29 protein-coding genes and 1 tRNA gene are annotated in these 23828 nt (G+C 65.0%); 12 read left to right on the forward strand and 18 right to left on the reverse strand.

Translation table 11 applies throughout. The features are described 5' to 3' along the window. Positions 1-17 precede the first annotated feature (17 nt). The 4 genes from tolA to mgtE form a co-directional block, all read right to left on the reverse strand. Positions 18-941 carry a cell envelope integrity protein TolA gene (tolA, locus tag AX729_RS37045; protein WP_061029728.1) on the reverse strand — a complete coding sequence of 308 codons (924 nt, stop codon included), beginning with the start codon at positions 939-941 and terminating at the stop codon, positions 18-20. Positions 942-990: 49 nt separating this feature from the next. After that, positions 991-1809: an aldo/keto reductase gene (locus AX729_RS37050; protein WP_061029730.1), complete on the reverse strand. Its 819-nt coding sequence runs from the start codon at positions 1807-1809 to the stop codon at positions 991-993. A gap of 120 nt (positions 1810-1929) precedes the next feature. Beyond that, positions 1930-2232: a helix-turn-helix domain-containing protein gene (locus AX729_RS37055; RefSeq protein ID WP_061029732.1), complete on the reverse strand. Its 303-nt coding sequence runs from the start codon at positions 2230-2232 to the stop codon at positions 1930-1932. Between the two features lie 129 nt (positions 2233-2361). Then, positions 2362-3783 (reverse strand): magnesium transporter, encoded by a 1422-nt coding sequence (mgtE, locus tag AX729_RS37060; protein WP_061029733.1) that lies wholly within the window; start codon positions 3781-3783, stop codon positions 2362-2364. Between the two features lie 114 nt (positions 3784-3897). On the opposite strand from mgtE, the gene AX729_RS37065 reads away from it, so the two are divergent. Next, a complete protein-coding gene (locus AX729_RS37065) occupies positions 3898-4671 on the forward strand; it encodes a polysaccharide deacetylase family protein (protein WP_061029735.1) in 774 nt (257 codons plus the stop codon). Between the two features lie 161 nt (positions 4672-4832). After that, positions 4833-6155, forward strand: a complete 1323-nt coding sequence (locus AX729_RS37070; RefSeq protein ID WP_061029738.1) for a polysaccharide deacetylase family protein — start codon at positions 4833-4835, stop codon at positions 6153-6155. A gap of 105 nt (positions 6156-6260) precedes the next feature. On the opposite strand, the gene AX729_RS37075 is transcribed toward AX729_RS37070, so the two are convergent. Then, positions 6261-6635, reverse strand: coding sequence for a hypothetical protein (locus tag AX729_RS37075; RefSeq protein WP_061029740.1), 375 nt, complete (start codon positions 6633-6635; stop codon positions 6261-6263). 286 nt (positions 6636-6921) lie between these two features. Between AX729_RS37075 and AX729_RS40875 the strand changes: the two genes are divergently transcribed. Next, the gene (locus AX729_RS40875; RefSeq protein ID WP_245325522.1) at positions 6922-7179 is read left to right on the forward strand and encodes a hypothetical protein; all 258 of its coding nucleotides are present in this window, start codon (positions 6922-6924) and stop codon (positions 7177-7179) included. Positions 7180-7223: 44 nt separating this feature from the next. Here AX729_RS40875 and AX729_RS37085 read toward each other — a convergent pair whose 3' ends face one another. Beyond that, complete coding sequence (locus AX729_RS37085; protein ID WP_061029744.1) at positions 7224-8492, reverse strand: ABC transporter substrate-binding protein; 1269 nt, start codon at positions 8490-8492, stop codon at positions 7224-7226. Positions 8493-8543: 51 nt separating this feature from the next. Then, positions 8544-9230 carry a DJ-1/PfpI family protein gene (locus AX729_RS37090; protein WP_061029746.1) on the reverse strand — a complete coding sequence of 229 codons (687 nt, stop codon included), beginning with the start codon at positions 9228-9230 and terminating at the stop codon, positions 8544-8546. A 90-nt stretch (positions 9231-9320) separates the two neighbouring features. On the opposite strand from AX729_RS37090, the gene AX729_RS37095 reads away from it, so the two are divergent. After that, positions 9321-10259: a GlxA family transcriptional regulator gene (locus tag AX729_RS37095; RefSeq protein WP_061029790.1), complete on the forward strand. Its 939-nt coding sequence runs from the start codon at positions 9321-9323 to the stop codon at positions 10257-10259. 16 nt (positions 10260-10275) lie between these two features. Here AX729_RS37095 and AX729_RS37100 read toward each other — a convergent pair whose 3' ends face one another. The 5 genes from AX729_RS37100 to AX729_RS37120 form a co-directional block, all read right to left on the reverse strand. Continuing rightward, complete coding sequence (locus AX729_RS37100; protein WP_061029748.1) at positions 10276-10464, reverse strand: hypothetical protein; 189 nt, start codon at positions 10462-10464, stop codon at positions 10276-10278. A 57-nt stretch (positions 10465-10521) separates the two neighbouring features. Beyond that, positions 10522-11421, reverse strand: a complete 900-nt coding sequence (locus tag AX729_RS37105) for an NAD(P)/FAD-dependent oxidoreductase (RefSeq protein WP_061029750.1) — start codon at positions 11419-11421, stop codon at positions 10522-10524. Beyond that, positions 11418-12494 carry a flavodoxin family protein gene (locus tag AX729_RS37110; protein WP_061029752.1) on the reverse strand — a complete coding sequence of 359 codons (1077 nt, stop codon included), beginning with the start codon at positions 12492-12494 and terminating at the stop codon, positions 11418-11420. The genes AX729_RS37105 and AX729_RS37110 overlap by 4 nt, the downstream gene beginning before the upstream one ends. Before the next feature lie 65 nt (positions 12495-12559). After that, a complete protein-coding gene (locus AX729_RS37115; protein WP_245325523.1) occupies positions 12560-12763 on the reverse strand; it encodes a hypothetical protein in 204 nt (67 codons plus the stop codon). Further along, positions 12760-12969, reverse strand: coding sequence for a hypothetical protein (locus tag AX729_RS37120; protein WP_061029756.1), 210 nt, complete (start codon positions 12967-12969; stop codon positions 12760-12762). The genes AX729_RS37115 and AX729_RS37120 overlap by 4 nt, the downstream gene beginning before the upstream one ends. Before the next feature lie 264 nt (positions 12970-13233). Between AX729_RS37120 and AX729_RS37125 the strand changes: the two genes are divergently transcribed. From AX729_RS37125 to AX729_RS37140, 4 genes are all read left to right on the forward strand, one after another. Beyond that, positions 13234-13518 carry a hypothetical protein gene (locus AX729_RS37125; protein ID WP_061029757.1) on the forward strand — a complete coding sequence of 95 codons (285 nt, stop codon included), beginning with the start codon at positions 13234-13236 and terminating at the stop codon, positions 13516-13518. A 737-nt stretch (positions 13519-14255) separates the two neighbouring features. After that, a complete protein-coding gene (locus AX729_RS37130) occupies positions 14256-15431 on the forward strand; it encodes a zinc-dependent alcohol dehydrogenase (RefSeq protein ID WP_061029759.1) in 1176 nt (391 codons plus the stop codon). Between the two features lie 12 nt (positions 15432-15443). Continuing rightward, complete coding sequence (locus tag AX729_RS37135) at positions 15444-16013, forward strand: hypothetical protein (RefSeq protein WP_061029761.1); 570 nt, start codon at positions 15444-15446, stop codon at positions 16011-16013. A gap of 71 nt (positions 16014-16084) precedes the next feature. After that, positions 16085-16270, forward strand: coding sequence for a hypothetical protein (locus tag AX729_RS37140; protein ID WP_061029763.1), 186 nt, complete (start codon positions 16085-16087; stop codon positions 16268-16270). Positions 16271-16442: 172 nt separating this feature from the next. On the opposite strand, the gene AX729_RS37145 is transcribed toward AX729_RS37140, so the two are convergent. The 3 genes from AX729_RS37145 to AX729_RS37155 all read right to left on the reverse strand — a co-directional run bounded on the left by AX729_RS37145 (position 16443) and on the right by AX729_RS37155 (position 17790). Next, positions 16443-17051, reverse strand: coding sequence for a cysteine hydrolase family protein (locus AX729_RS37145; RefSeq protein WP_061029765.1), 609 nt, complete (start codon positions 17049-17051; stop codon positions 16443-16445). A gap of 246 nt (positions 17052-17297) precedes the next feature. Then, a tRNA-Leu gene (locus AX729_RS37150) sits at positions 17298-17382 on the reverse strand. 165 nt (positions 17383-17547) lie between these two features. Then, positions 17548-17790: a FliM/FliN family flagellar motor switch protein gene (locus AX729_RS37155; protein WP_018647371.1), complete on the reverse strand. Its 243-nt coding sequence runs from the start codon at positions 17788-17790 to the stop codon at positions 17548-17550. A gap of 83 nt (positions 17791-17873) precedes the next feature. Here AX729_RS37155 and lipB point away from each other — a divergent pair, with 83 nt between their 5' ends. Both lipB and AX729_RS37165 read left to right on the forward strand, forming a co-directional pair. Beyond that, positions 17874-18623 carry a lipoyl(octanoyl) transferase LipB gene (gene lipB, locus AX729_RS37160; protein WP_061029767.1) on the forward strand — a complete coding sequence of 250 codons (750 nt, stop codon included), beginning with the start codon at positions 17874-17876 and terminating at the stop codon, positions 18621-18623. A gap of 172 nt (positions 18624-18795) precedes the next feature. Then, positions 18796-19509 carry a DNA helicase gene (locus AX729_RS37165; protein WP_061029769.1) on the forward strand — a complete coding sequence of 238 codons (714 nt, stop codon included), beginning with the start codon at positions 18796-18798 and terminating at the stop codon, positions 19507-19509. Positions 19510-19554: 45 nt separating this feature from the next. On the opposite strand, the gene AX729_RS37170 is transcribed toward AX729_RS37165, so the two are convergent. Continuing rightward, the gene (locus tag AX729_RS37170; protein ID WP_061029770.1) at positions 19555-19977 is read right to left on the reverse strand and encodes a tautomerase family protein; all 423 of its coding nucleotides are present in this window, start codon (positions 19975-19977) and stop codon (positions 19555-19557) included. Between the two features lie 111 nt (positions 19978-20088). On the opposite strand from AX729_RS37170, the gene AX729_RS37175 reads away from it, so the two are divergent. Continuing rightward, complete coding sequence (locus AX729_RS37175) at positions 20089-20940, forward strand: LysR family transcriptional regulator (protein WP_061029773.1); 852 nt, start codon at positions 20089-20091, stop codon at positions 20938-20940. Between the two features lie 129 nt (positions 20941-21069). Continuing rightward, a complete protein-coding gene (locus AX729_RS37180; RefSeq protein WP_061029774.1) occupies positions 21070-22587 on the forward strand; it encodes a PAS domain-containing hybrid sensor histidine kinase/response regulator family protein in 1518 nt (505 codons plus the stop codon). Positions 22588-22650: 63 nt separating this feature from the next. On the opposite strand, the gene AX729_RS37185 is transcribed toward AX729_RS37180, so the two are convergent. Both AX729_RS37185 and AX729_RS37190 read right to left on the reverse strand, forming a co-directional pair. Beyond that, a complete protein-coding gene (locus AX729_RS37185; RefSeq protein WP_061029776.1) occupies positions 22651-22950 on the reverse strand; it encodes an acylphosphatase in 300 nt (99 codons plus the stop codon). After that, entirely contained in the window at positions 22947-23813 is an 867-nt protein-coding gene (locus tag AX729_RS37190; protein ID WP_061029778.1) for an isocitrate lyase/PEP mutase family protein, read from the reverse strand. Before AX729_RS37190 ends, AX729_RS37185 begins: the two co-directional genes overlap by 4 nt. Between the last annotated feature and the right edge of the window lie 15 nt (positions 23814-23828).

Below are 23828 nucleotides of genomic sequence, written 5' to 3' on the forward strand. Positions count from 1 at the left end.
GGCTACACAACTCCGCGCTAACCGCCGAAATCCCGCGGGCTGAACGGCAAGTCCAACACCTTCCATTCCGCGTACAAGTCGGCTGGCAGCATTTTGTAGGGCTGGCAGCTCTGGAGCGCGCTCATTGCGGACTTGACGATGGCCACGCCCTTCGCGGACGGCGGGGCCTCGATGAGGATCGGCTCGCGCGCCAGCGTGCCGTCGGTGGCGAACACCGTGCGCAGCTTGACATGGACGTTGTCGGTCGCCGCGACCCCGGCCGGCAGCTTGGCGCAGCTCCTCAAGTGGCGGCGAAGCGCGGCGATGACTTCGGGCGGAAGCTTCGCGGCGATCGTATCCTTGGCATCGCCTCCGTCGTCCTTGGGCGCATCTTTCGGGAGCTCCATCGGCAATTCAGGCGGCAGGCCCAGCATGACGCCGTATTTGACGGTGACATCCGGCTGCGGCGCCTGATAGGCCGGCGGCGGCGGCGCGGCCTGCGGCTGCTGCATTGCCTGAGGTGGCGGTTGGGACGGCGGCGGCGGCTGTTGCGGCGGCGGCGGTTGCACATTGGCCTCGCGCTGCTTCGCCGCCTGTGAAGATTGCGGCTGGCTCTGCTGTGGCTGAGGGGAGGCCTGCGGAGATGGCGATGGTGCAGCAGCTTCCTGCTTGGCCGCGGGTTTCGACGCTGCGTCCGCCTTTTCGGTGATATCCAGCTTCGGCAGCTTCAGATCGGGGAGCGTCTCCGGCGGCTTGTCCTTCGCCTCGTCCCTCAACTTCTCCTCGGCCTTGGCCTCTTCCTGCTTCACCTGCTCCGGGGTGACGATGTCGACGGAAACAGTCTCAGGCGGCGCGGCGTGAAACGGACGGACCTCGCTGATCAGAATGATCAGCCCCACCAGCGTCAGATGCGCGATCGCAGACGCTGCAATGTCAGTCCGTATGATCTTCCGCGGTTCCATCGAATGACTTCGGGTTGCCGCGCTGGTCCTAGCATAATGAAGGCCCCTCTCAATCCCATTTCGGCGCGAAGCCGAAATCGGTCAGGCGGCCCCTGGGATTGACGAGCCCGGCGACCCGGCTCATCTCGTCCTCCGACAGCTCGAAATCGAAGATGTCGATGTTTTCCGACAGGCGCTCGACGCGCGAGGTGCGCGGGATCGCGGCGACATTCTGCTGCACCAGCCAGCGCAGGCAGACCTGCGCCGGCGTCTTGCGGTGGGCGCGCCCGATGTCCGCAAGCGTCTGATCGGACTTGATGCGGCCCCTCGCGATCGGACTGTAGGCGACCAGCGCAAGGCCGTGCTGATCGCAGGCCGCCCTCACCTTCGCCTGGTCCAGATAGGGGTGATACTCGACCTGGTTGCAGACGAGCGGCTCCGCGGACAGCGCCACCGCCTGCTCGATCAGCGCTACCGTGAAATTGGAGACGCCGATGTGGCGGGTCAGGCCCATTTGCCTGGCATGCGACAGCGCGCCCAGCGTCTCCTCCAGCGGCACGTGTGGATTGGGCCAGTGCAGCAGCAACAGATCGACCGAGGGAAGCCGCAAGCGGGCGAGGCTCTCCTTGACCGAGCGCTCGAGATCGTGGGGCGCGAAATGGTTGGTCCAGACCTTGGTGGTGAGAAAGACGTCGTCGCGGCGCACGCCGGAGGCGCGCAGGCCGTCGCCGACATCGCGCTCATTGTCGTAGACCTGCGCGGTGTCGATGTGGCGATAGCCGAGCCGCAACGCCTGCTCGACCACGCGGGCGCAGGTGCGCCTCTCCAATTCCCAGGTCCCGAGCCCGATCGCCGGGATCCTTGCGCCATTGGCCTCGACGAACAGCATGAGGAGTCCTCTCTGTTGCGGCAGCCCCGCAAATCATTATGGACCCCGCCCACGACGGTGCCAACGGAAGCTGCGGCAGCCCGGGCGGATCTTCGGCGCAAGACTAACGGGAGGTGTGCGTCACACCTTGGCAAGCGCCTGGAACACGGTGTCCGGCGCATGCGCGATGACGGCGAGCAGCGCGCGAGCAGGCCCCCGCGGCGCGCGCTTGCCCTGCTCCCAGTTGCGGATGGTCTCGACGGGCACGCCGAGCTTGGCGGCGAACTCCATCTGGGTCAGGCAGGCGCGGCGACGCAAGTCGCGCACCGCGAGCGGGCTGGTATCGGCCGGCACAGCATTGGCCGCCGGCTGGACCGGAAATTCCTGTCCGTCCCGCAATTCGACGATCCGTCCGTCCGCCTTCAGCCGCAGCCGCATGCCCATTCCCCCAAGCGCGGCGATGATGCGGCAGGTCGCTTAAGTTCGGATTAAAGATGCGAGGTCCCGTGCCCCGGACGCTGCGCAGCGCGGCTTCGCAGCGCGCCCGGGACACGAGAGCGCGCGGCAATTGCCCTACTTCAACCCGAACCACAGGGTCGCGATGCCGAGGAAGGAGAAGAAGCCGACGACGTCGGTCACGGTGGTCACGAACGTTCCGGAGGCCACCGCCGGATCGGCCCTGACACGGTCGAGCGCCATCGGGATCAGGATGCCGCCGAGCGCGCCTGCGACGAGGTTGCAGATGATGGCGAGCCCGATGACGATGCCGAGGCCCGGGATCTTGAACCAGGCCACCGCCGCGATCCCCGTGATCAAGGCGAAGGCGAGACCGTTGACGAGGCCGACAAGCGCCTCGCGCATCACCACGCGCCCGGCATTGGAGGAGCCGAGCTCGCGCGTCGCCAGCGCCCGCACCGCCACCGTCATGGTCTGGGTCGCGGCATTGCCGCCCTGGCTCGCCACGATCGGCGCCAGCACGGCGAGCGCCACCATCTTCTCGAGCTGACCTTCGAACAGGCCGAGCACGGAGGATGCGAGGAACGCGGTGGCGAGATTGACCAACAACCAGTTGAACCGCGCGCGCGCGATGGTGAACACGGTGTCGGAGAGCTCTTCGTCGCTGGTGACGCCGCCGAGCGCCTTGAGGTCCTCGTCCGCCTCTTCCTCGATCACGTCGACGACGTCGTCGACGGTGATGACGCCGACGAGGCGATCCTGGGTGTCGAGCACCGGGGCTGCGACGAGATTGTACTTGCCGAACATGCGCGCCACCTCCTCCTGGTCCTCCAGGACGGAGATGCGGCGGCGGTCCTCATCGGTGAGCTCGGTCAGCGGCACAGGACGGCGCGTGCGCAGGAGCACGTCGAGCGGCACGGCGCCCAGCCAGTGCTCTTCCTTGTCGACGACGTAGATCTCGTAGAAGCGGTCGGGCAGGTCCGGCGTCTCGCGCATGTAGTCGATCGCCTGGCCGACGGTAAAATCCTGAGGAACGGCGATGAACTCGGTCTGCATCCGGCGGCCGGCGGAATTCTCCGGGTACAGCAGGCTGCGCTCGAGCGCGACGCGCTCCTTGAGCGGCAGCTTCTCGAGGATCTCATCCTGCTCGGCCTCGTCGAGGGTCTCCAGGAGCTCGACCGCATCGTCGGATTCGAGCTCGCGGACGCCTTCGGCGACCGTCTCCGGCGGCAGCTCCTCGAGGATCTCCTCGCGGACGGCCTCGTCGACCTCGTTCAGTGCCGAGAAGTCGAAATCGCGGCCGGTCAGTTCGACCAGGCGGACGCGGTCGTCGGGCTCGAGGGCACCGATCAGGTCGCCGAGGTCGGCCTCGTGCAGCTCGGCGACGCAGGCGCGCAGCGCCGCACTGTCGCCGGCCGCGATCGCACGGGCAATTTCCTCGACGAATTCGTGACGAATCTCGCCGTCTTCGTTGCGCATCGGCACGTGGTCGAGTACCGAATCCGAGGCGGATGCGGCAACGTCCATATGTTCATCCATGGCGCGCCTCGCCGTTGACAGGTTGGAACGAGTGATCCGGGCTGACGGTCAGCCAATACCCACAAGGCAACTGCGAGCGCAATGACAAAGATGCTTCGACCGGGATGGACCTCGATGACGGCGGGCGCGCTGATCGCTGCGACCATCGGCATTGCCTCGACGGTTGCCGCCGAGTGCCCGCGCAAGGACGCGCTCGGCACCTCGCGCGTCCTGAGCGTCGACGCCAGGACCCATCCGCGCGTGGGCTTGAAGAGCTTTCCCCAGACGCTGCCGCTGGCCGATCGCGAGGTCGTGCTGACCTTCGACGACGGGCCAAATCCGCCGACGACGTCGAAGGTGCTGGCGGCGCTGGCGCAGGAGTGCGTGCGCGCGACCTTCTTCCTGATCGGCCTGCACGCCTCCCAGCATCCCGACATGGTCAAGCGCATCGCCCGCGAGGGCCACACCGTCGGCCATCACACCCTCTCGCATCCCTTTATGGCGCGGATCCCGTTTGACAAGGCGAAGGCCGAGATCGACCGCGGCATCGCTGCCGACGAGATGGCGCTGCACGGCACCTCGACGACGACGCCCTCGACGCCGTTCTTCCGCTTTCCCTATTTCGAGTCGACGCAAGCTCAGCTCGATCTGCTGCAGTCGCGCGGCATCGTCGTGTTCGGAGCCGACCTCTGGGCCAGCGACTGGACCGAGATCACGCCGGAGCAGCAGCTGAAGCTCGTGACCGAGCGCCTGGCTGAGAGCGGCAAGGGTATCATCCTCTTCCACGACCCGAAGGCGCGCACGGCCGCGATGATGCCGGCCTTCCTGCGGTACCTGAAAGAGAACGGCTATCGCGTGGTCCACATCGTGCCGGCCGGCACACCGCAGAAGAATGCCGATATGCGCTGATGCCGGAATGTCACGCCGGCGCAAAATGGGGTGATCTCGGCCCAATTAACACTCTGTTCATGCTAGCCCGTGCAAAGTCGCATTGGGTATTGCACCTGAACCATTTTGGGGCGTCTCCGACCTAATAGGGCGGCAATCGCAGATGAGGGCAGACCAGGTTCATGATCGGAAGTAGCGTTGTTTCGCGGACGCGATCGTGGATCGTCCTCTGTCTGGGAATGCTGACCGTCGGTTCGCCAGCCGTGCTCGCGGCCGACTGCCCCGGCAATCCGGATGCGCTCGGCACCTCCCGCACCCTCGTGGTCGATCCGCGCGAGCATCCGCTGATCGGCACCATGCAGTATCGCGAGACGCTGCCGCTGAAGGACCACGAGGTCGTCCTGACCTTCGACGACGGGCCGCTGCCGAAATATTCCAACCAGGTGCTCAAGATCCTCGCCGACGAGTGCATCAAGGCGACCTTCTTCATCATCGGCAACCAGGCCAAGGCCAATCCGGAAGGCGTGCGCAAGCTGGTCGCGGCGGGCCACACCGTCGGCACGCACAGCATGGACCATCCGCTGACGTTCGACCGGATGCCGATCGAAAAGGCCGAGGCCGAGATCAACGGCGGAATCGAGTGGACCGCGGCTGCGATGACCGATCGGTCCCAGCTCGCCCCGTTCTTCCGCATTCCCGGCCTGATGCGCGCCGAGGGCGTCGAGAACCATCTGATCTCGCGCGGCCTCCAGGTCTGGAGCGCCGATTTCCCGGCCGACGACTGGCGGCATGTGTCGTCGGAGCGCGTCTATCAGCTTGCGATCCAGCGGCTGGAAGCCAAGGGCAAAGGCATCCTGCTGCTGCACGACATCCAGGCCCGCACCGTGGCGGCGCTGCCCAAGATCATCCGCGACCTCAAGGCACGCGGCTACCGCATCGTGCATGTGGTGCCGGCGACCGCCGAGCGGCCTGCGACGCCGACCACGGCGGTGGAATGGCTGCTGCATCCGCCGACGGAGACGACGCCGATCGCACGCTGGCCGCGCGTGCCGAACTTCGTGTTCGCGCAAACTCCGATGCTGCCGGCACCCGCGCTGGCCGACCTCAATGCGCGGGCCGATCATCGGCCGCTGCTGCCGCTCCGGACCATGGCGCAGGCCAATGTCCCGGCCACCCTGCCCGTGCCCGGGCGCGCGCTCTTCACAATCCCGGAAGGCTCGGTCGAGGTGCTGCTATCGACGTCCTTGTCGCGGCGTGCCGCGACGCGGCTTGCGATGGCGGCCGAGACGCACGGAGCCAAGGACAAGGCAGCACAGGCCAAAGCAGCAAAGGGCAAGGCAGCCAAGCTGCAGGGACGGCGTACGGCGCATGCGGCGCCGCTATCCCTGGACCATGCCGCGCAGCCCAAGGCGACTGCAGCCAACGGCACCGCATCCAAGGGGCCGGCATCCAAGAGCGCCATGCCCCGCCCGACCCGCGTCGCCAGCCTGAAAAAGCGCGCCTAAAGCGCGATGCGATTAGGATGAATCGTCATCGCGCTTTAGGTTGTTGTTTAAGCATGATCTTTTCGGAAAACCGCTGCCCACTTTTCCGGATCATGCTTTAAGTCCTCACTGCCGCATGATCGCGGCGACGCAGAGCAGCACGATCAGCGCCAGGAAAAACAGGTCCATATAGGACTTCAGCTCGCCGTCGCGCCGCAGCCGCGCGACGTCGGCGATCACCTGCTTGCGCGCCGAGGTTCCGCCCGAACCGTCATTGATCGGAGCCTGAAGCCGCTTGGTCTCTGCCTCCAGCCTCTCGATCTTCTGGAAGAAGTAGAACGCACGCAGCGTCGAGGCCGCGCGCATGGCGGCATAGACCAGCACCAGAATGGCCAGGATCGCGCGGTTCGGATATTTCTCCATGAAGTTCAGGCTGAAATATACCACCGCCATGAAGGCGAAATTGGTGAGGAAGCGGTAGACGAAGCTGAGAAAGACCATGCAGGCTCGAACCTTCTGGGGGCGCAACCAAACGATGTTGCGAAATTCGGGAGTTGGGACCCAGACCGGAACGGCCGGCCTCGATGCGGTAGCGGCCCGTCTACGCCAAGTTTGTTTCGAAAAGATAGCATCGCCCCGCAACTCGCCGCCTTTTAGCCGGACGCGGCCGTAAGGCAAGCCGGAGCATGGCCGTCCGCCTGCCTGCGCGGCAACCCGCAACGGCTCAATGGCGATTTGGCGGAAGTCGCGGTAAGCTGCCGGCCGCCGCCACATGTGGGGTCTGCCGATGCCGAAGAAGGGAATCACGGGCCACGACGATTGGGTTCTGACCGAGGCACTCGCAACCGCACTGGTCGCGCTGGAGCAGCTCGAACCGAGGCACCAGCCGAGCGCGCATATGGACGACATCCGCAAGCTGCTCGCGAACGGCAAGGAGCCGGCGGCGGTGAGCCTGCACCTCGCCCAGGCCAAATGCCGCCTGTTTCCCGACCTCGATCCGCTGGCGATCTACCGGGAATACGGCATCGGGGAGGAGTATGGCTGAGGAAGCGCGCCTTCAGGATCGCAAGGCGCGGATGGAACGATGCGCTAGTTCTGCGAGGTTCTCAGCAGCGGGCATTCGCTCTGGCTCAGGGGGAGATAGGCATCCTCGGCGGGTATCCTCTCGACGACGTTGTAGTAGTCCCAAGGGGCCTTCACGTCCGAGGGCTTCTTGACTTCGACGAGATAGAAATCATGCACCAGCTTGTTGTCGGCGCGCAGTCGCGCGCCCGGCGCATAGAAGTCGTCGACGGGCATTGACCGCATTTTCTCGAGGACGGCGTTGGTCTCGTCCGTTCCGGCCGCAGCGGCGGCCTTCAGGTATTGCAGGACCGCCGAATAGACCGCGGCCTGCGGCGCGGTCGGCATGGCATTGTGCAACTTGTAGAACCTGTGGGCGAAGGCACGTGTCTGCTCGTTGAGGGCCCAATACCAGGCGGTGACCGTGGTCAGGCCCTTGGCCGTTTCGGGCCCCATGGCATGTACGTCGGTGAGGAACATGAGTTCGGCGACGGCCTTCTGAGGACCCGCGTTCATTCCGAACTCGTTCCATTGCTTCATCGAGGTCACGAGCTGCTCACCCGCATTTGCGAAGGCGACTACCTTCGCCTTCGAGGCCTGGGCCTGGAGCAGAAAGGAGCTGTAGTCGGCGTTTCCCAACGGATGAAACACTGCGCCGAGCGACTTGGCGCCCGTCGCCGCAAGCACGCGCTGGGACACCTCGACCATGTTGCGTCCGAACGCGTAGTCCGACGCGATGAAGAACCAGCTGTCGTATCCTTGCGACACCAGCTTCCGAACCGAGCCGGCCACCAGGTTGTAATTATCGTGCAGCCACATCAGGCCGGTGCGCGAACATTGTTTGCCGCCGATCTCGGTAGTGCCCACGGCCGAATAGATCACGATCTTGTTCTTGTCGCGTGCGATCGACTGGATGGCGAGCGCGACCGCCGAATTTCCGACGTCGGCCACCATGTCGACGCCATCCACGTCGAACCATTTGCGGACGATCTGGGCGCCGATATCGGGCTTGTTTTGATGATCGGCGACGACGATGTCGACCTTGAGCCCCGGCGTGGTCTTTTGAAAATCCTCGACCGCCATCTTCGCGGCGACGACGGAGCCCGGTCCGGCAAGGTCCGACAAAGGTCCCGCCTGATCGTTGATGATGCCGATCCTGACCACGCCGCCGGAGACATCGGCGGCCAGACTCTGCTCGGCGGACAGGAGCGGCGCGAGCGCCAGCACGAAGCCGAAGGCCGAACGGCAAAGCCGGATGTGCCATGACGCCGATGCCCCAATCCCGTGACCCGTCATTTTCCCCTCCTCGGTGACATCGCGACCGACATCGACGTTGATTGGCCCACGCTATGCCTGCTGCGCGACGGCCTTCCTGACGAACTCCAGCCGCCGCGCTTGCGCCGGTGCGACCCGTTCCTTCATGGCCGCGACGATGGCTGCCGGCGCCGTATCCGGCGAGCCGGCCTCGAACGGCGGTGCGGGATTGTATTCCATGCGCAGCTGGATCATCTCCGCGGCCGCGCGGCCTCGCAGCATCGCGACCAGGGTGAGTGCAAAGTCGATGCCGGCGGTGATGCCGCCGCCCGTCAGGCGGTTGCGATCGATGCACACCCTCTCCCGCGACACCGCGGCCCCGAAGAACGGCAAGGCGTCGATCGCGGTCCAATGCGTGGCCGCGCGATATCCCTTCAGGAGACCGGCCGCACCGAGCACGAGCGAGCCGGTGCAAACCGACGTAACGTATTGAGCGCCGCTCGCCTGCCGGCGCAAAAACGCCAGCACCTCCTCGTCCAGCATCAGCTCGTCGGTGCCATAGCCACCCGGGACGCAGATCACGTCGAGCTGCGGGCAATCGGCGAAGGTGACCGTCGGCGTCAGCGCGATCACGGAATCGCTCGGCACCGGCTCGATCCGTTTCCAGATCAGATGAACCGCGACATCAGGCAGGCTGGAGAAGACCTGAGCGGGGCCGGTGAGATCGAGTTGCGTGACGCGTGGGAAAACCAGAAGACCGATCTGCAACGGGCCCGACATATCCACCTCGACATCGCGCTTGACGATGCAAGCCTGCCATGTTGGCCTTGGGGTCGAAACGGCTTAATTCCCTCAATTTTGGACATGGCCATGATCGGCTTCCTGATCTTTTCCGAATTCCAGTTGCTGGATGCGGCCGGACCGATCTCAGTGTTCGAGATCGCGAGACGCCACGCACCACATGCGCCGCGCGTGATAACGGTGGCGGCAAAAGCCGGCGCCGTGCGCAGCTCGTCCGGCACCGAGATGCTGGCGCGCAGCTTGCGATCGGCGAGCTCGGTCACGACGCTCTTCGTGGCCGGTGGCGAGGGCGTCGAGGCTGCGGCGCGCTGCAAGACGACCATCGCGTTCATTCAGAGACTGGCACGCCGCGGCGTGAGAGTGGCCAGCGTTTGCTCGGGGGCCTATCTGCTCGCCGAGGCCGGCCTCCTCAACGGGCGCTGTGCGACCACGCACTGGTCATGCACCCGCGACTTCATCGGACGCTACCCGAGCATCCGGCTCGAGCCGGACCAGATCTTCACCCGCGACGGCACCGTATGGACGTCGGCCGGCATCACGGCCGGGATCGATCTGGCGCTCGCCATGATCGCCGAGGACCATGGCGAGGAGATTTCGCAGGCCACCGCCCGGCAGCTGGTGCTCTATCATCGCCGCAGCGGCGCGCAGTCGCAGTTCTCGACCTTGCTCGAATTGAAGACGCCGAACGGCCGCTTCGGCAGCCTGCTGTCGTGGGTGCGCGAGAATCTGGATGCGCCTCTCACGGTCGAGGCGCTCGCCGAACGAGCGGGCCTGAGCTCACGGCATTTCGTCCGCTCCTTCGTCGCCGAAACCGGGTCCACGCCGACCAAGGCCGTCGAACGCTTGCGGGTCGAGGTCGCACGGGAGCGGGTGCAGTCCTCCGGAGAGACCATCGAGCGCGTTGCGCAGTCCACGGGCTTTCGCGACCCCGAGCGGATGCGCCGAGCCTTCATACGGGCATTCGGTCAACCGCCGCAGTCCCTGCGACGCTCCGCCCGAATTGCGTGAGAGAGTTGGATTGAACTTAAGGGCCGCCGGCAACCGATCCGGCGATCACCATGACCAGCGCGCCAAGATCGACCTTGCCGTTGATTGTCAGCTCTTCCGAACGTGCCACGTCATCCGCGGCCTGGACCTTGAGCGCTTGCGGCCGGTCGGCCGCCTGCCGCGTCAGCTCGTCGATGATGGCCTGCTTGAGTTTTTCTTCCAGCATGGGCTGTTCCTTCGCGCGTCCTGCCCAGTCAAGACGAAGGCCCGCCCTTCGTTCCCGTCAGGCAAAGCGCCGCGGCAGGCTGTTGTGGATGGTACAGGCGGCAATGGCGGCGTGGCCGAAGGCGACCGAGATCTGGTGCAGGTCGGTGACGATGTCGCCAATGCCGTAGAGTCCGTCGATCGAGGTGCGCTGATGGTCATCGACGTGCAAGAAGCCCTCGCCCGTATGTTCGGCGCCGAGCGCTGTCGCGAGCTGCGAGCGCACCTGCGCGCCCATCACCGGATAGATCACCTCGAATTGTGCCGTTCGTCCATCCGCGAACGCGGCTTCGATGCCCTCACCGCTCCGCCGCAGATGCAGGTCCGGCGCAAACACGACCTCGATGCTGGCATCTGTCAGCTCAGAGGTTAACCTCTGCTCGTCATCCGATCCGGTCGCGAGCAGCGTCACATCGCGCGAATAGCCACGCAGGAATAGCGCCTTGCCGGCCGCACCATCGAGCGGGCCGACGACGCCGATGCGGCGGCCGCTCGCCTCGAAGGCGTCGCAGACCGGGCAGTAGCGCAAAAGCCCGTCAGCGACGGCGGCGCGCCATTGCTCGAACGGTGGATGGGTATCGACGATGCCGCAAGCGAGAACGACGGCGGCGGCCGCATGCGTGCGCCCGTTCCATGTCGCCTGAAATCCATCCTCGTCCCGTTGAAGCGCGGTGACCTCGGCGTCCACGCGCGTGACGGCGAGCTCGTCAAGTTGGGCCGACATCCGTTCGATCAGTTCAGTCCCGGACAAGCCGTGGACGAAGCCCGGGACATTGTGACTGCGTGGGATCAGCGCCGCACGGCTCGCGCCGGCGTCCACGACGCAGATGCTCCGGCGGAAGCGCGCCAGATAAATCGCGGCCATCAGCCCGGCGGGACCGCCGCCGATGATCAGGCAATCAAGCGGCACGCCCGTCATTTCGGATTCGGGTCCGCAAGCCCGGCGCCGGGCTCCTCGAGCCGCCCGCTCCGCGCGAGCCGAACGGCGTTTCCGAGCGCGCGCGCCGCGTTGATGACCTCCTGCTGGAATTCGCCGTCGTCGTCGAGCGCCCGGTGGGAGGTCGCGTATGGCTCCATGTAGCCGACATAACCGTCGAGCTCGGCGTAGCGCCCCGCCGAGATCAGCTGCATGTCGGTGAGCCAGTCAGACAAGTCGCGGCGCACCCCTTCGGCGCCAACCGCATCGCCATGCACGACGACGCCGAAATGGCGGCCGGCGAGATGGCGCGGATAGGACCAACCCTTCAGCTCGATGGCCTTGGCCTCGGCGGCCTTCTTGCCGTGGGTCGAGGTCGGATCGGGATTGCCTCCGTCAGCGCAGACCATGCGGTCCAGCATCGCCTTGAGCCCCGACGGCACGTGATACCAGTTCACCGGCGTCACGATCAGGATGCCGTGCGCGGCGACCCAGAGCGGATAGATGTCGTTCATCCAGTCTTGGGTCTGTCCCAGCGAATGGTTCGGATAGCAGCTGCATGGCCAGTGGCAGAGCGGCATCGCAGTGCTGACGCAGGATTTGCAGGGATGGATGTTTTTACCGAACTCCGAGGCGAGCCGCGACAGATCGAGGATGTCGACGGCAAATCCCATCTCGACGAAGACCGGCTCGGCCAGCTTGACCAGTCGCCACGTCTTGGACATCTCGCCGGGACATGTGTGCTCGCTGCGAGCCGAGCCGTTGACGAGGAGAATGCGCGGGGTCTCGTCCGCGTCGTCGTGCCGTCGCTGCGCCTCCAGGATCTTCGCGCGCGCATCGAGCCAGTCGAGCGCGAGATCGTAGTCGGGATCGGAGAAACCCGCGCCCGCCTTCTGTGTCAACGGCGCCTTGCGCGAATGGCTGTAGGCGTCCCAGGCCGCAGCCGTGATGGCATCGAGCTCGCGTTGCAGCGGCGTAAAGGCGGGATCGACGAACTGACTTTTGTAGCGCCGTTCGAACTCCTCGCGCGACAGCTTGACGGGCGGCATCCCCTTGCGAACGTCGGCGTCCGTCATGCTGGCTCCTGGCGAAGTCGATATCGTTCGACCAACCCGGAGTGCAGCGCGCGGTTCCCAAAGCCCTACTGGCGGGCAATTTCCCGCGGCAGATCGAACCGCGCGATCCGCCGGTCGAGCCGCCACAGCTCGATGCGATGGACCAGCACGAGCGCGGCAGCTTCACGCTTGGCCTGCTCGTCGTCGTCGCAAACCAGATTGATGCATCCGAACACGTGCCCGTCCGGATCGATCTGGAATGCGCGGTAGTGCTTGATGCTTCCCATCATGATTGTCCGCGCCTCGGCGAGACGGGTGCGCTCAGCCAGTCGGTCAGGTTTGATGTCACTTCATTCTGCTTGGCGCGTCGCAGCAGCATCTCGCGTTCCCTGCCGGGCGGCAGGTCGTGCGCGCGCTCACGGGCGCTTTCGGCGAAGGCGGCCAGCCGCTCCTGAAGCGATTGGGTCTGTTTCCTGCGGTTACGTTTGGCGGTCATCGTACCTACACAAAAAGATTTCGGATTGGAGAAATGGGCCACGGCGGGAAGATCAGGCGCCGAGGCCCGAGACGCTTGTTCGGCGATCGCATTTGCCGGTTGAGGGCGACCAACCCGGCAATGGTTGCAGCTTCCGCCGCAACCGCCGGTTCCGGCATTTCACTAAGTTAACCCGGGTCGATTTTGCCGAGGGACGGGCCACAGCAGGCCAAGGAACCGAATTGCTGATTCGCATGTTCAAGAACGACTTGAAGGAGGATCATCATGGCGAAAGCAGCATGGAAGCGGCCGGGCTCACCGATCGGCCGCAAGGGACCGCGCAAGTCAAACCCGGCGTACAAGCGGCGTGCGCGGCAGCCTTGGACGCCCGCGGATGTGAGCAAGCTGAAGCAGCTCGCGAAAGGCAACACGCCGACCGGCGTGATGAGCATCAAGCTCCAGCGTCCGGTCGCAGCGATCCGCAGCAAGGCCCAACGCGAAGGGATTTCGCTGAGGCCATCCAACCGCTCGCCCTATAACCGGCGAACCAAAGCCGCGAAGCGGCGTTGATTTCCGGCACCGCCGGGTGACAACCGGACGCAACGGGGACGATGGACGTGGCGCTCATTTTTCCGGTTTCTGCCCACGACATCAGCGCATCGGTACGCGCCGACATCTAACCCGTTCCCGGCGCGTGCCACTTATGTGCAGCACGCGCGCTTTCCGTGCGCCAGCCACACGCGCGTCGGCCCGGCTCCACCCTAATCCGGCGGCTGCAAGCCGGGTGATCGCAGCCACTCGCTCATCTGGGAGCCGGTTTCGGCCTGACGGGCCTTACGCAACATCTCGTCGCGCGCTGGCCCTGGCGGAAGCGAACCGGCTTGTTCGCGCAACCGCTCAGCTTCTGCAGCCAAGCGCGCCTCGAGCGGATCCATTTGCCGGGACCTGCGCCGCGTCAACATAAGACGTTCTCCCTGTTTGTCGGAGCGCGCCGTTGCGTTCTCGGTTAAGTTAAGTCAGCGCCACGCCCGTCGGCGCGGCGAACCGACAACGTTCCTGAGACGGAACGGTTGCCAGATATCCGTGAAAAAGCTGACTCGGCTCCGCCGCCTCCTTTGCTTCGTGGCAGACGGCAGATGTCATCCGTCCCGGGGGCCACGATAGAGTTGCAGATCGCTCGGACACATCCCTTCGCTGCCCCGCTCTCTCGTTCCCATTGCGCGATGCGAACAATTTGCAGTCGGCGATAGCAACCATCATTCGTTCCTGGACTTAGATGGCAACTGGTTCATCCGAAAGGACGGAAGATGAAGGCGCTGGTTTGGCACGGCAAGGAGGACATACGGTGCGACACCGTCACCGATCCGGAGATCTTGGACCCGCGCGATGCCATCATCAAAGTCACGAGTTGCGCCATCTGCGGCTCCGACCTTCACCTCTTCCACAATTTCATCCCCGGCATGCTGCCCGGCGACATCATGGGCCACGAGACCATGGGTGAAGTGGTTGAGGTCGGCTCGGGCGTCGACGGCAAGCTCAAGAAGGGCGACCGTATCGTCGTGCCCTTCACGATCATTTGCGGCGAGTGCGACCAGTGCAAGCGCGGCAACTTTTCGGTGTGCGAGACCACGAACCGCAAGCGTCATCTGGCTGACAAGGTCTTTGGACACACGACGGCTGGTCTGTTCGGCTATACGCATCTGACCGGCGGCTACCCCGGCGGGCAGGCTGAATATCTGCGCGTGCCCTTCGCCGATGCCACTCACATCAAGGTGCCCGCGGGCATTCCCGACGAGCAATTGCTTTTCCTCAGCGACATCTTCCCGACGGGCTGGCAGGCAGCCGTGCAATGCGACATCGTGCCGACCGACACGGTTGCCATCTGGGGCTGCGGTCCTGTCGGACAGATGGCGATCCGCAGCGCCATTCTGCTCGGCGCCAACCAGGTGATCGCGATCGACTGCCTGCCCGAGCGGCTCAGCATGGCGGAGGCCGGCGGCGCCACCACGATCAATTTCGAGACTGAGAGCGTTCTGGAGCGGCTGAACGAGCTCACCGACGGCAAGGGCCCCGAAAAGTGCATCGACTGCGTGGGAATGGAATCGCATGTCATGGCGTCCCTGCCCGACACGCTGCTCGATCGCGCCAAGCAGATGGTGATGGCGGAGAGCGACCGGCCCCACGTGCTTCGCGAGATGATCTATGTCTGCAGGCCTGGCGGCATCATTTCCGTGCCTGGCGTGTACAGCGGTCTCTCCGACATGCTTCCGATGGGCGCCTTCATGAACAAGGGCCTGACGATGCGCACCGGCCAGACCCACGTCAACCGCTGGACCGACGACCTGCTGCACCGCATCGAAGAAGGCGAGATCGATCCATCCTTCGTCATCACCCACACCGTCCCGCTCAGCCAGGGCCCCGAGATGTACCAGGTGTTTCGCGACAAGCGGGATTCCTGCGTCAAGGTCGTGCTGAAGCCCTGAGGAGCAAGACCCATGTTTCATTTCTCCAACATTGTTCGCACCAAGGGCGACCCGAAGATCGTCCAAGGCGGCCCGAGCCTGAAGCAGCCCGCCGACCAGCTCGCTCGCGCGCTCGGCTGGTTCAGCATCGGTCTTGGCGTCGTCGAACTCTTCGCACCCCGGCGCGTCACGCACACGCTCGGCATGGAAGGCCATGAGACGCTGGTCCGCGCTTTCGGCGTGCGGGAGATCCTGGCCGGGATCATGTCGCTCTCGGTCGACAAGAACGCCGGCCTGTGGGCCCGCGTCGGCGGCGACGGCCTCGATGCCGCAGCGCTACTTTCAGGACTGACGCCGGACAATCCCAAGAAGGGCAACATCGCGCTTGCACTGCTGATGGTCGGCGGCATCGCCATCCTCGACTACCGTGCCGCGCAGGACACCAAGCCGCGACGCCCCCCGCGCGATGCATGGCGCAAGCTCTATCCGAACCGCAGCGGTTTCCCCAGGGGTCTCGAGAGTGCCCGAACCGCGGCAAGGCAGATCGCAGCGCACGCTGGGCGCAACGAGGCGAAGCAAGGCGATGAGCGCCGCATCCCGTGACGAAGCTGCGTGGTAAAGGAACCGCCTGAGCACTGGCGTACGCCTGGACGCAGGGATATCGGAGGCAGCTCATGGGCAAGACCAAAGGTCTTCAGCAACGGACCGCCGGCAAGACAAAGCAGGCTGTCGGCGAGATCATCGGCGACCAGGACCTCCATGACGAAGGCAAGGCGCAAGCCGAGCGCGGGCGCGGGCGCGGCGAGCAGGACAAGCCGACCGAGCTCAATCCATTGAAGAAGCTCAAGCAGCTGACGTGAACGCAGAGCCGCGAGCAGCAGCAGCTACTGGAGTGCGGCGCAGCACCTTCGAACGACGGCGGTCGAGCTGGATCGCCGCCGCCGAGCGCAGCCTGATCAGTAGCACGTTCCAGAGTGGCCACCGCCCTCCGAAACATGCTCGGCGCCCAACGTCAATTGAGCGCTTCGCATCCTACTCCCGCCAGAACTCGGCCAGCTCTTCCGCCGTCATCAGGTCGACCTGGCCGTGGAAGCGGGTGCGGTACATCGTCATGAGCGCGTCGTGCCCGACGTCCGACGAGCTGCACAGCGCGTCCTCGACGATGACGATCCTGAAGCCGAGATCGACCACGCTCATCACTGTCGACAGCACGCAGACATCGGTCTCTGCGCCCGAGATCACGACGGTGCCGACGTTCTTCTCGACCAGCAGGCGTGCGAGCGCGGGATTGCTGAACGCAGAATAGGCCGGCTTGTCGATCACAGCGGCCGGCGGAACGAACCCGCTCAGGGCCGGCACCAATTCGAGAGCGGATGGCGCAAGATGCCTGCGGGTCGCCTGGTGCCAGCGCTGGAAATAGCGATGCCACTGTCCTGGCCGGTCTTCCGGATCCTGCGGGGTGATGAAGCGCGTAAAGATCGTTCTTGCCGGATGACGGGAGACGATTGAGGCGATCGTCGGCAGCACCCGCTCCATCCAGGGAGTCGCCCAGAGTCCTCCGGGAGCAAAAATGTTCTGCATGTCGATGCAGAGGTGAACCGCATTCCTGATCTCGGCAACTTCCGAGGCACTGTCCCTCATCGTCCTCCACCGTCTACCGCTTGGCCGCACGCCATCAGCGACGGGTGGCCTCCCCGACTGCAATGCGTCCCGGCGATGACCGTTCCTTGGTCAGTCATTGGCCGGACGGAGCTGCGCTACGCGAATCGATCGTCGCCTGGCGTCGCTGAAAATAACGCAGGTCGCGCGTGGTCAGGACCAGGAACGAAGCTGGCTCATTCCGAGGAGCATTCGAAAATGATGAGGGATTTCAATGCCGATAAGGCTTGGTGCGCTCGGAGGGACTCGAACCCCCACGGTGTTACCCACTGCCACCTCAAGGCAGCGCGTCTACCAGTTCCGCCACGAGCGCTAGGAGATGCCGGCCTGAGGCTTGAAGGCTGGCCGGATCAGCGGTCGCCGATCTAACAAATCCATCAGGGGGATACAAGCCTGCAAAGGCCCCGAATTTCACAAGCTTGGCAGGAATCAGGCCGACCCAGGACGGCCCTATCGCAGGCATACCTTGTCCGGGCCGCTAGCGCGTCCCTGGCGAGCGCGGCAGCATCTGCTTGACCTCGACCGCGATCCGGTTGCGGTCAACCAGCACGACGCCGGATGCGACCGGCAGATTGTTGGCCAGGACCTTGACCTCGTCGGCCTCGGTGGCATCCAGCTCGATGATGGCGCCGCGGGAAAGACGCAATACCTGATGGATCGGCATGGTGGTCGTCCCGAGGACGACCATGAGATCCACGGTGACTTTATCAAGAGTGGGCACTGTCAGGACCGCCGCAACTTGGGACTTTGGACCAAAGGACTTGGCATTTGCACCTGCGATGATCACCACGTTATGGTTAGCCAATGGTTAATTCGCCTCAAAACCCCCGCCAAAACCCGCGTCAAGAGCTCGATCTGACGTCGTTTTCCGCCGCAGGCGGCGAGCCCGTCGAATGGCTGATCTCGGACGCTCCGGTGCCCTATCCGGACGCCGTGGCCAAGATGGAGGCCCGGGTTGCCGCGATCGCGGCAGGCGAGGCGCCGGAATTGGTCTGGCTGCTCGAGCACCCCCCGCTCTACACCTCGGGCACCTCAGGCAAGGAATCCGACCTGCTCGATGCCCGATTCCCGACCTTCGCCACCGGGCGCGGCGGGCAGCTCACCTATCACGGGCCGGGCCAGCGGGTGGCTTATGTCATGCTCGACCTCAAGCGCCGCCGGCCCGATGTCCGGGCCTATGTCGCGAGCCTGGAGGAGCTGATCCTGCGCACGCTGGCCGCCTTCAATGTCCGCGGCGAGCGGCGCGAGGACCGTGTCGGGGTCTGGGTCAGGCGGCCAGACAAAGGCGCGGATCACGAGGACAAGATTGCTGCGATCGGCGTCCGCCTGAAGCGCTGGGTGTCGTTCCACGGCATCGCCATCAATGTCGAGCCGGAGCTGTCGCATTTCGCCGGCATCGTGCCCTGCGGCGTCACTGACGCCCGCTACGGCGTCACCTCGCTGGTCGATCTCGGCCAGCTCGTGACCATGGCCGATGTCGATATCGCGCTGAGGCAGGCGTTCGAACAATTGTTCGGGCCAACCCGCGCGCTGCTGCCGGAAGCGGCCGCCTAGCGCTACCTGGTTCATCGCGGAATCGGCTATAGTCAATTCCGGTGCCGCCCACACCTCCCCCCTCCGCCGGGAAAGCAGACCTCATGCCGGGCGAATAGATCATCGGACCGACTGTTCGAGCGCTGGGCATAAGGAGGGATTGCGATCATGCTCGCAATAGGAGGTTCTCACGATGAGATTGTCTGCGCCGATCTACCATCTCAAGCGCAAGGCGAAGCGCCTGTCCCGCGGGGAAGGCATTCCACTCCACGACGCGCTTGACCGCATCGCTGCGACGGAAGGATTTTCCGCCTGGAGCTTGCTCGCGGCGAAAGCGGCGGCCGTGACGCCGGCCGGCAAGCTGCTTCCTCAGTTCCGGCCCGGCGACCTGGTGCTGGTCGGTGCGCGCCCCGGTCATGGCAAGACCCTCATGAGTCTCGAACTTGCAGTGGAGGCCATGAGATCAGGGAGCCACGCCGCGTTCTTCTCGCTCGAATATACCGAGAAAGACGTTCTGGACCGCTTGCGCACGGTCGGCGCAGATCTCGCGCAGTTCGATAAATTGTTCGAGATCGATTGCTCCGACGCGATCAGCGCCGATTACGTCGTCAAGCAGATGGCCGCAGCTTCGCCCGGTACGGTCGTCGTGATCGACTATCTGCAGCTGCTCGACCAGAGACGGGAGAACCCTGACCTCACCGTTCAAGTGCGCGCGCTGAAATCCTTCGCACGCGACAAAGGGCTGATCGTCGTCTTCATCTCGCAGATCGACCGATCCTATGACCCCTCGGTCAAACCCTGCCCCGATCTCGGCGATGTTCGATTGCCGAACCCGTTGGATCTGAAGCTGTTCGACAAGACGTGCTTCATCAACAATGCCGAAGTCCAGTTTCACGCTGCGAGCTGATGGCTTTGGGCCGCGGGTACGAATGTTCACCCGCGGCCCGCAACCTCACGCCGCCTGCAACGACACTTCGAGCTTGCCGGCAATGTAGCGCCGCTCCTGCGTCAGGCCGCCGAAGCCATAGGCATCGCCCCTGACCTCGTCGACATGTAGATAAGTCTCGGGATGCAGCGGGCCAAGAATCTCGGCCATGCGCTCGAACATCGCGGCGAGATAGGCCGCCTTCTCGTCCTTGGTGTTGGTGCCTTCCGTGACGTGGATGTCGATCCAGTAGCTTGCGAGCTTCTGCTCGGCGAGCGACTTGCCGCCGGCGAACCAGTCGCCCGCATCCACGGACTTCACGATGATGGCGGTGACCTTGGGATCCTTGTGCAGGATTTTTGCGGTCAGCTCGGACACGGCGCCGGCGATGTCGGCCTTGAGCGACGGCGACTGGCGGGACGAGTTGTAGGACACGGTGATCAGCGGCATTGTCGGTCTCCTCGAATGTCGCGCGGGCTTGCGCGGCGTTGACGAAAAAATAGACCTCCCATCGTCATTTTGGTATCTTATCTTTATTGATACCAATGATAACCATTCATAATGACAGCCACACTCGACATCGCCACCATCAAGGCCTTCCTGCTGGTTGCCGAACTCCAGAGTTTTACGCGTGCCGCCGAAGCCCTCGGCACGACGCAGGCGGCCATCAGCCTGAAGCTGCAACGGCTGGAAGCGCTGCTCGGCAGGCGCCTCGTCGAGCGCTCGCCGCGCGCGGTGCGGCTGACCGCCGACGGCGTAGGCTTCCTCGATCGCGCCCGCGCGCTGATGACGGCGCATGACCGAGCACTGTCGAACGACGCAACGGCTGCGCAGTCGCTCTCGCTCGGCATTTCCGATCACGCCGCGGGCCCTGAGTTGATCCCGCTGCTCGAACGCTTGCACGCGATGTCGACGAACCTGACGCTCGCCGTCACCATCGGCTTCTCGCGCGAGATGCAGGATGCCTATGATGCGGGCGAACTGGACGCAGTGATCGTGCGCCAGGAGGGCAGCCGCCGTGGCGGCGAGAAGCTGGCCGAGGACGCGTTCGGCTGGTTCGCATCGCGACGCTTCACGCTCCCGAAGGGCGAAGCACTGCCGCTCGCGACACTCGCCCCACCCTGCGGCGTCCGCGCCATCGCCGTGCGCGCACTGGACAGGGCCGGCATTCCCTGGCGCGAGCGTTTCGTCGGCGGCGGCGTCACGGCGGTGGTTGCAGCCGCGCTTGCCGGACTTGCCATCGCACCGCTGGCGCGGCGGATTGCGCCACCCGGGTTGGTCGATCTCGGACCGGCGCACAAGCTGCCGAAACTCGGCAGCTCCAAGGTGATGCTGCATTCGAAGGTCAGCGATCCCGCCAAGCTCGCGGCGTTGCGTGCGGTGGCGGCGACGTTCCGGAGCGCGGCGGCCTAGCGCGGGGCCAGTCCGCCGACCCGCGCGAATTGCGCGACCGTACCCGGCTGGGGGGCTGCCCAAAATGTCCCTCCAAGCGGGAACAATTCGCCCCTTTCCGCGTTTGTCCCGGTCGAGCCGGGGCCTGGAATGATCAAAAAACTTAGTCAGCAGAGAGACTTGTTCGAAAGCGAACGGAGTTTCCGGCTGTTGGTCGAGGGTGTCGCGGACTACGCGCTCTACATGCTCGACCCCGCCGGGATCATCACCAGCTGGAACATCGGCGGCGAGCGCATCAAGGGGTATTCCCCGGCGGAAATTCTCGGCCAGCATTTTTCCCGCTTCTACACTGAAACCGATCGGGCGAACGGAAGGCCCGCGCGGGCCCTCGGCATCGCTCGGGAAAAGGGCCGATACGAGGAGGAAGGCTGGCGCGTCCGAAAGGACGGCACGTTCTTCTGGGCGAGCGTGGTGATCGACCCGATCTATGAAGACGGCCAGCTGGTCGGCTTCGCCAAGATCACGCGCGACATCACGGAGCGACGCAATTCCCAACTCAAGCTCGAGGCGATGCAGAAGCAGCTGGCCGAGTCCCAGAAATTCGATGCGCTCGGACAGCTCACCGGCGGGGTCGCCCACGACTTCAACAATCTCCTGATGATCATCAGCGGCAGCCTCCACATCCTGAAGAAGAGCGTCGCCGGCGACCCCAAGCTCGAGCGCGCCATGTCCGCGATCGAGACCGCGACCAAACGCGGCGCCGCGCTGACGAACCAGCTCCTCACCTTCGCGCGCCGACAGAGCGTCAACCCGCAGGCGATCGATTTCGCCGAACGCATCGCGGCCATCCGCGAGGTGCTCGACGCCGGCGTGGGCAGTTCCGTTCGCCTCGCCTTCGACATCCACTCCGAAACCTGGCCGATCAGGACCGACGTTTCCGAACTCGAGACCGCGCTGCTCAACCTCGTGATCAATGCCCGCGACGCGATGCCGGACGGCGGCACGGTGACGATCGGGGCCCGGAACGTCGTGCTGAACGAGGCGTCCCTCACCGGCGACTTCGTTGCGATCGACGTCAGCGATACCGGGCTCGGAATTCCCTCCGACGTTCTCGACAAGATCTTCGAGCCGTTCTTCACGACAAAGCCGATCGGAAAAGGCACGGGCCTCGGCCTATCGCAGGTGCACGGCTTCGCCCACCAGGCCGGCGGCACGGTGAAGGTCGCAAGCGAGCTCGGCAAGGGCACGACATTCACCATCGTCCTGCCGCGCGGGACGGAGGTCCCGTCGCGGGAGACGGTGGAATCCTCGTTCCGCGGCAGCGGCACGGTGCTGCTGGTGGAGGACAATCCCGATGTCGCTCTGGTCAGCATCGGTCTTCTGGAGCAGCTCGGCTACCAGGTGCGCCGGGTCGCCGATGCCGAAGCGGCATTGCGCGAGCTCGAGAACGACGGCGTCGACTTCGTGTTCTCGGACATCGTCATGCCGGGCAAGATGGATGGGCTCAGCCTCGCCCATCACCTCCGCCAGATCCGCCCTGGCCTGCCGATCCTGCTCGCCACCGGGTACAGCGAGGTTGCCGCCGACGTGCGCGGCGATTTCCCGATCCTGCGCAAGCCCTACGAGATTCATGAGCTGAGCGAGGCGATCGCAAAACTGCCGCGGTGACATTTCCCATCGAGAGCTTGGGGCACCTCGGCCTACGGCGTCATGCCCGGGACTTCTCTGAAGCTACACCGTCGGCAAGACCGAGAAAGCCTCCCCTGCCCGGCGCAGATTCAGCTCATCCGCGCTGGCGGTTTCACTCGTGACGTTGTCGACGCGCGAGGACGGCGGGCCGTGGCGGCACAGCGCGACCATGTCGGCAACGTGATTCGGCGCGCCGGCGAACAGCGCCTCCACGCTGCCGTCACGTCGGTTGCGGACCCAGCCTTCGAGGCCGCTCGCAATCGCCTGATGCTCGACCCAGGCCCGATATCCGACGCCCTGCACGCGCCCGCGGACCATCACCTGGAGAATCGCCCGGTTCACTTTCTCGGCTCCAGCACATCGGCGCTGCGGGCCCTGACGTCGCTCTCGCGCATGACACGGGCCATCAGCTCCGACGACGCCAAGCCCTTCAGGCTCTTCGGCGCCGTGCCTTCGCGCAACGCCTTCTGCGTCTCGTAGACGGCCTGCGTCGCGGCCGCGATCGGCGCGTGGCCCTGCAGCGCGATCCGCACGCGCTGGCCGGCGAGATAATCGCGCGAGCTCAGCTCGTCCGTCGCACCGCCAAGCACGATCGGCAGATGCGTTGCCGATGCGATGGCCTCGAGCTCGGCGCGCGACTTGATGCCGGTGAAGAACAGCGCATCGACCCCGGCCGCCTCATAGGCCCTGGCGCGGCGGATCGCGTCCTCGATCGAGGTGATCGCGGCCGCGCCGGTGCGGCCCATGATGACCAGCGAGGGATCGCTGCGGCCACTGAGCGCCGCCTTCATCTTGCCGACGCCTTCCTCGAGCGAGATCAATTGCGCCTTGGTCTCGCCGAACGCGGCCGGCAGCAGCGTGTCCTCGATAGTGAGGCCGGCCGCACCCGCCGTCTCCAGCTCCTGCACCGTGCGGCGCACGTTCAGCGCATTGCCGTAGCCGTGATCGGCATCGACCAGCACCGGAAGTGCCGCTGCACGGGACATCCGCCGCATCTGCTCGGCAAGCTCGGTGAGCGTGATCAGTGTGACATCGGGGTCGCCGAGCACCGCGAGCGAAGCCACCGACCCGCCGAACATGCCGAGAGGAAAGCCGAGATCCTCGGCGATGCGGATCGAGATGGCGTCGTAGACGGAGCCGGGGTGGACGCAAGTCGCGCCCGACAGGATAGAGCGAAGTTTCTCGCGGCGGGAACGAAAGGCCATGATTGCCTCACTTTC

The sequence above is a fragment of the Bradyrhizobium sp. CCH5-F6 genome, from assembly GCF_001556045.1.
Taxonomy (GTDB): Bacteria; Pseudomonadota; Alphaproteobacteria; order Rhizobiales; family Xanthobacteraceae; genus Bradyrhizobium.

What these genes read in the sequence shown, in the direction of transcription:
- tolA (WP_061029728.1), bottom strand. Translation starts at nt 941, where the DNA reads ATGGAACCGCGGAAGATCATACGGACTGACATTGCAGCGTCTGCGATC.
- AX729_RS37050 (WP_061029730.1), bottom strand. Translation starts at nt 1,809, where the DNA reads ATGCTGTTCGTCGAGGCCAATGGCGCAAGGATCCCGGCGATCGGGCTC.
- AX729_RS37055 (WP_061029732.1), bottom strand. Translation starts at nt 2,232, where the DNA reads ATGGGCATGCGGCTGCGGCTGAAGGCGGACGGACGGATCGTCGAATTG.
- mgtE (WP_061029733.1), bottom strand. Translation starts at nt 3,783, where the DNA reads ATGGATGAACATATGGACGTTGCCGCATCCGCCTCGGATTCGGTACTC.
- AX729_RS37065 (WP_061029735.1), top strand. Translation starts at nt 3,898, where the DNA reads ATGACGGCGGGCGCGCTGATCGCTGCGACCATCGGCATTGCCTCGACG.
- AX729_RS37070 (WP_061029738.1), top strand. Translation starts at nt 4,833, where the DNA reads ATGATCGGAAGTAGCGTTGTTTCGCGGACGCGATCGTGGATCGTCCTC.
- AX729_RS37075 (WP_061029740.1), bottom strand. Translation starts at nt 6,635, where the DNA reads ATGGTCTTTCTCAGCTTCGTCTACCGCTTCCTCACCAATTTCGCCTTC.
- AX729_RS40875 (WP_245325522.1), top strand. Translation starts at nt 6,922, where the DNA reads ATGCCGAAGAAGGGAATCACGGGCCACGACGATTGGGTTCTGACCGAG.
- AX729_RS37085 (WP_061029744.1), bottom strand. Translation starts at nt 8,492, where the DNA reads ATGACGGGTCACGGGATTGGGGCATCGGCGTCATGGCACATCCGGCTT.
- AX729_RS37090 (WP_061029746.1), bottom strand. Translation starts at nt 9,230, where the DNA reads ATGTCGGGCCCGTTGCAGATCGGTCTTCTGGTTTTCCCACGCGTCACG.
- AX729_RS37095 (WP_061029790.1), top strand. Translation starts at nt 9,321, where the DNA reads ATGATCGGCTTCCTGATCTTTTCCGAATTCCAGTTGCTGGATGCGGCC.
- AX729_RS37100 (WP_061029748.1), bottom strand. Translation starts at nt 10,464, where the DNA reads ATGCTGGAAGAAAAACTCAAGCAGGCCATCATCGACGAGCTGACGCGG.
- AX729_RS37105 (WP_061029750.1), bottom strand. Translation starts at nt 11,421, where the DNA reads ATGACGGGCGTGCCGCTTGATTGCCTGATCATCGGCGGCGGTCCCGCC.
- AX729_RS37110 (WP_061029752.1), bottom strand. Translation starts at nt 12,494, where the DNA reads ATGACGGACGCCGACGTTCGCAAGGGGATGCCGCCCGTCAAGCTGTCG.
- AX729_RS37115 (WP_245325523.1), bottom strand. Translation starts at nt 12,763, where the DNA reads ATGATGGGAAGCATCAAGCACTACCGCGCATTCCAGATCGATCCGGAC.
- AX729_RS37120 (WP_061029756.1), bottom strand. Translation starts at nt 12,969, where the DNA reads ATGACCGCCAAACGTAACCGCAGGAAACAGACCCAATCGCTTCAGGAG.
- AX729_RS37125 (WP_061029757.1), top strand. Translation starts at nt 13,234, where the DNA reads ATGGCGAAAGCAGCATGGAAGCGGCCGGGCTCACCGATCGGCCGCAAG.
- AX729_RS37130 (WP_061029759.1), top strand. Translation starts at nt 14,256, where the DNA reads ATGAAGGCGCTGGTTTGGCACGGCAAGGAGGACATACGGTGCGACACC.
- AX729_RS37135 (WP_061029761.1), top strand. Translation starts at nt 15,444, where the DNA reads ATGTTTCATTTCTCCAACATTGTTCGCACCAAGGGCGACCCGAAGATC.
- AX729_RS37140 (WP_061029763.1), top strand. Translation starts at nt 16,085, where the DNA reads ATGGGCAAGACCAAAGGTCTTCAGCAACGGACCGCCGGCAAGACAAAG.
- AX729_RS37145 (WP_061029765.1), bottom strand. Translation starts at nt 17,051, where the DNA reads ATGAGGGACAGTGCCTCGGAAGTTGCCGAGATCAGGAATGCGGTTCAC.
- lipB (WP_061029767.1), top strand. Translation starts at nt 17,874, where the DNA reads ATGGTTAATTCGCCTCAAAACCCCCGCCAAAACCCGCGTCAAGAGCTC.
- AX729_RS37165 (WP_061029769.1), top strand. Translation starts at nt 18,796, where the DNA reads ATGAGATTGTCTGCGCCGATCTACCATCTCAAGCGCAAGGCGAAGCGC.
- AX729_RS37170 (WP_061029770.1), bottom strand. Translation starts at nt 19,977, where the DNA reads ATGCCGCTGATCACCGTGTCCTACAACTCGTCCCGCCAGTCGCCGTCG.
- AX729_RS37175 (WP_061029773.1), top strand. Translation starts at nt 20,089, where the DNA reads ATGACAGCCACACTCGACATCGCCACCATCAAGGCCTTCCTGCTGGTT.
- AX729_RS37180 (WP_061029774.1), top strand. Translation starts at nt 21,070, where the DNA reads ATGATCAAAAAACTTAGTCAGCAGAGAGACTTGTTCGAAAGCGAACGG.
- AX729_RS37190 (WP_061029778.1), bottom strand. Translation starts at nt 23,813, where the DNA reads ATGGCCTTTCGTTCCCGCCGCGAGAAACTTCGCTCTATCCTGTCGGGC.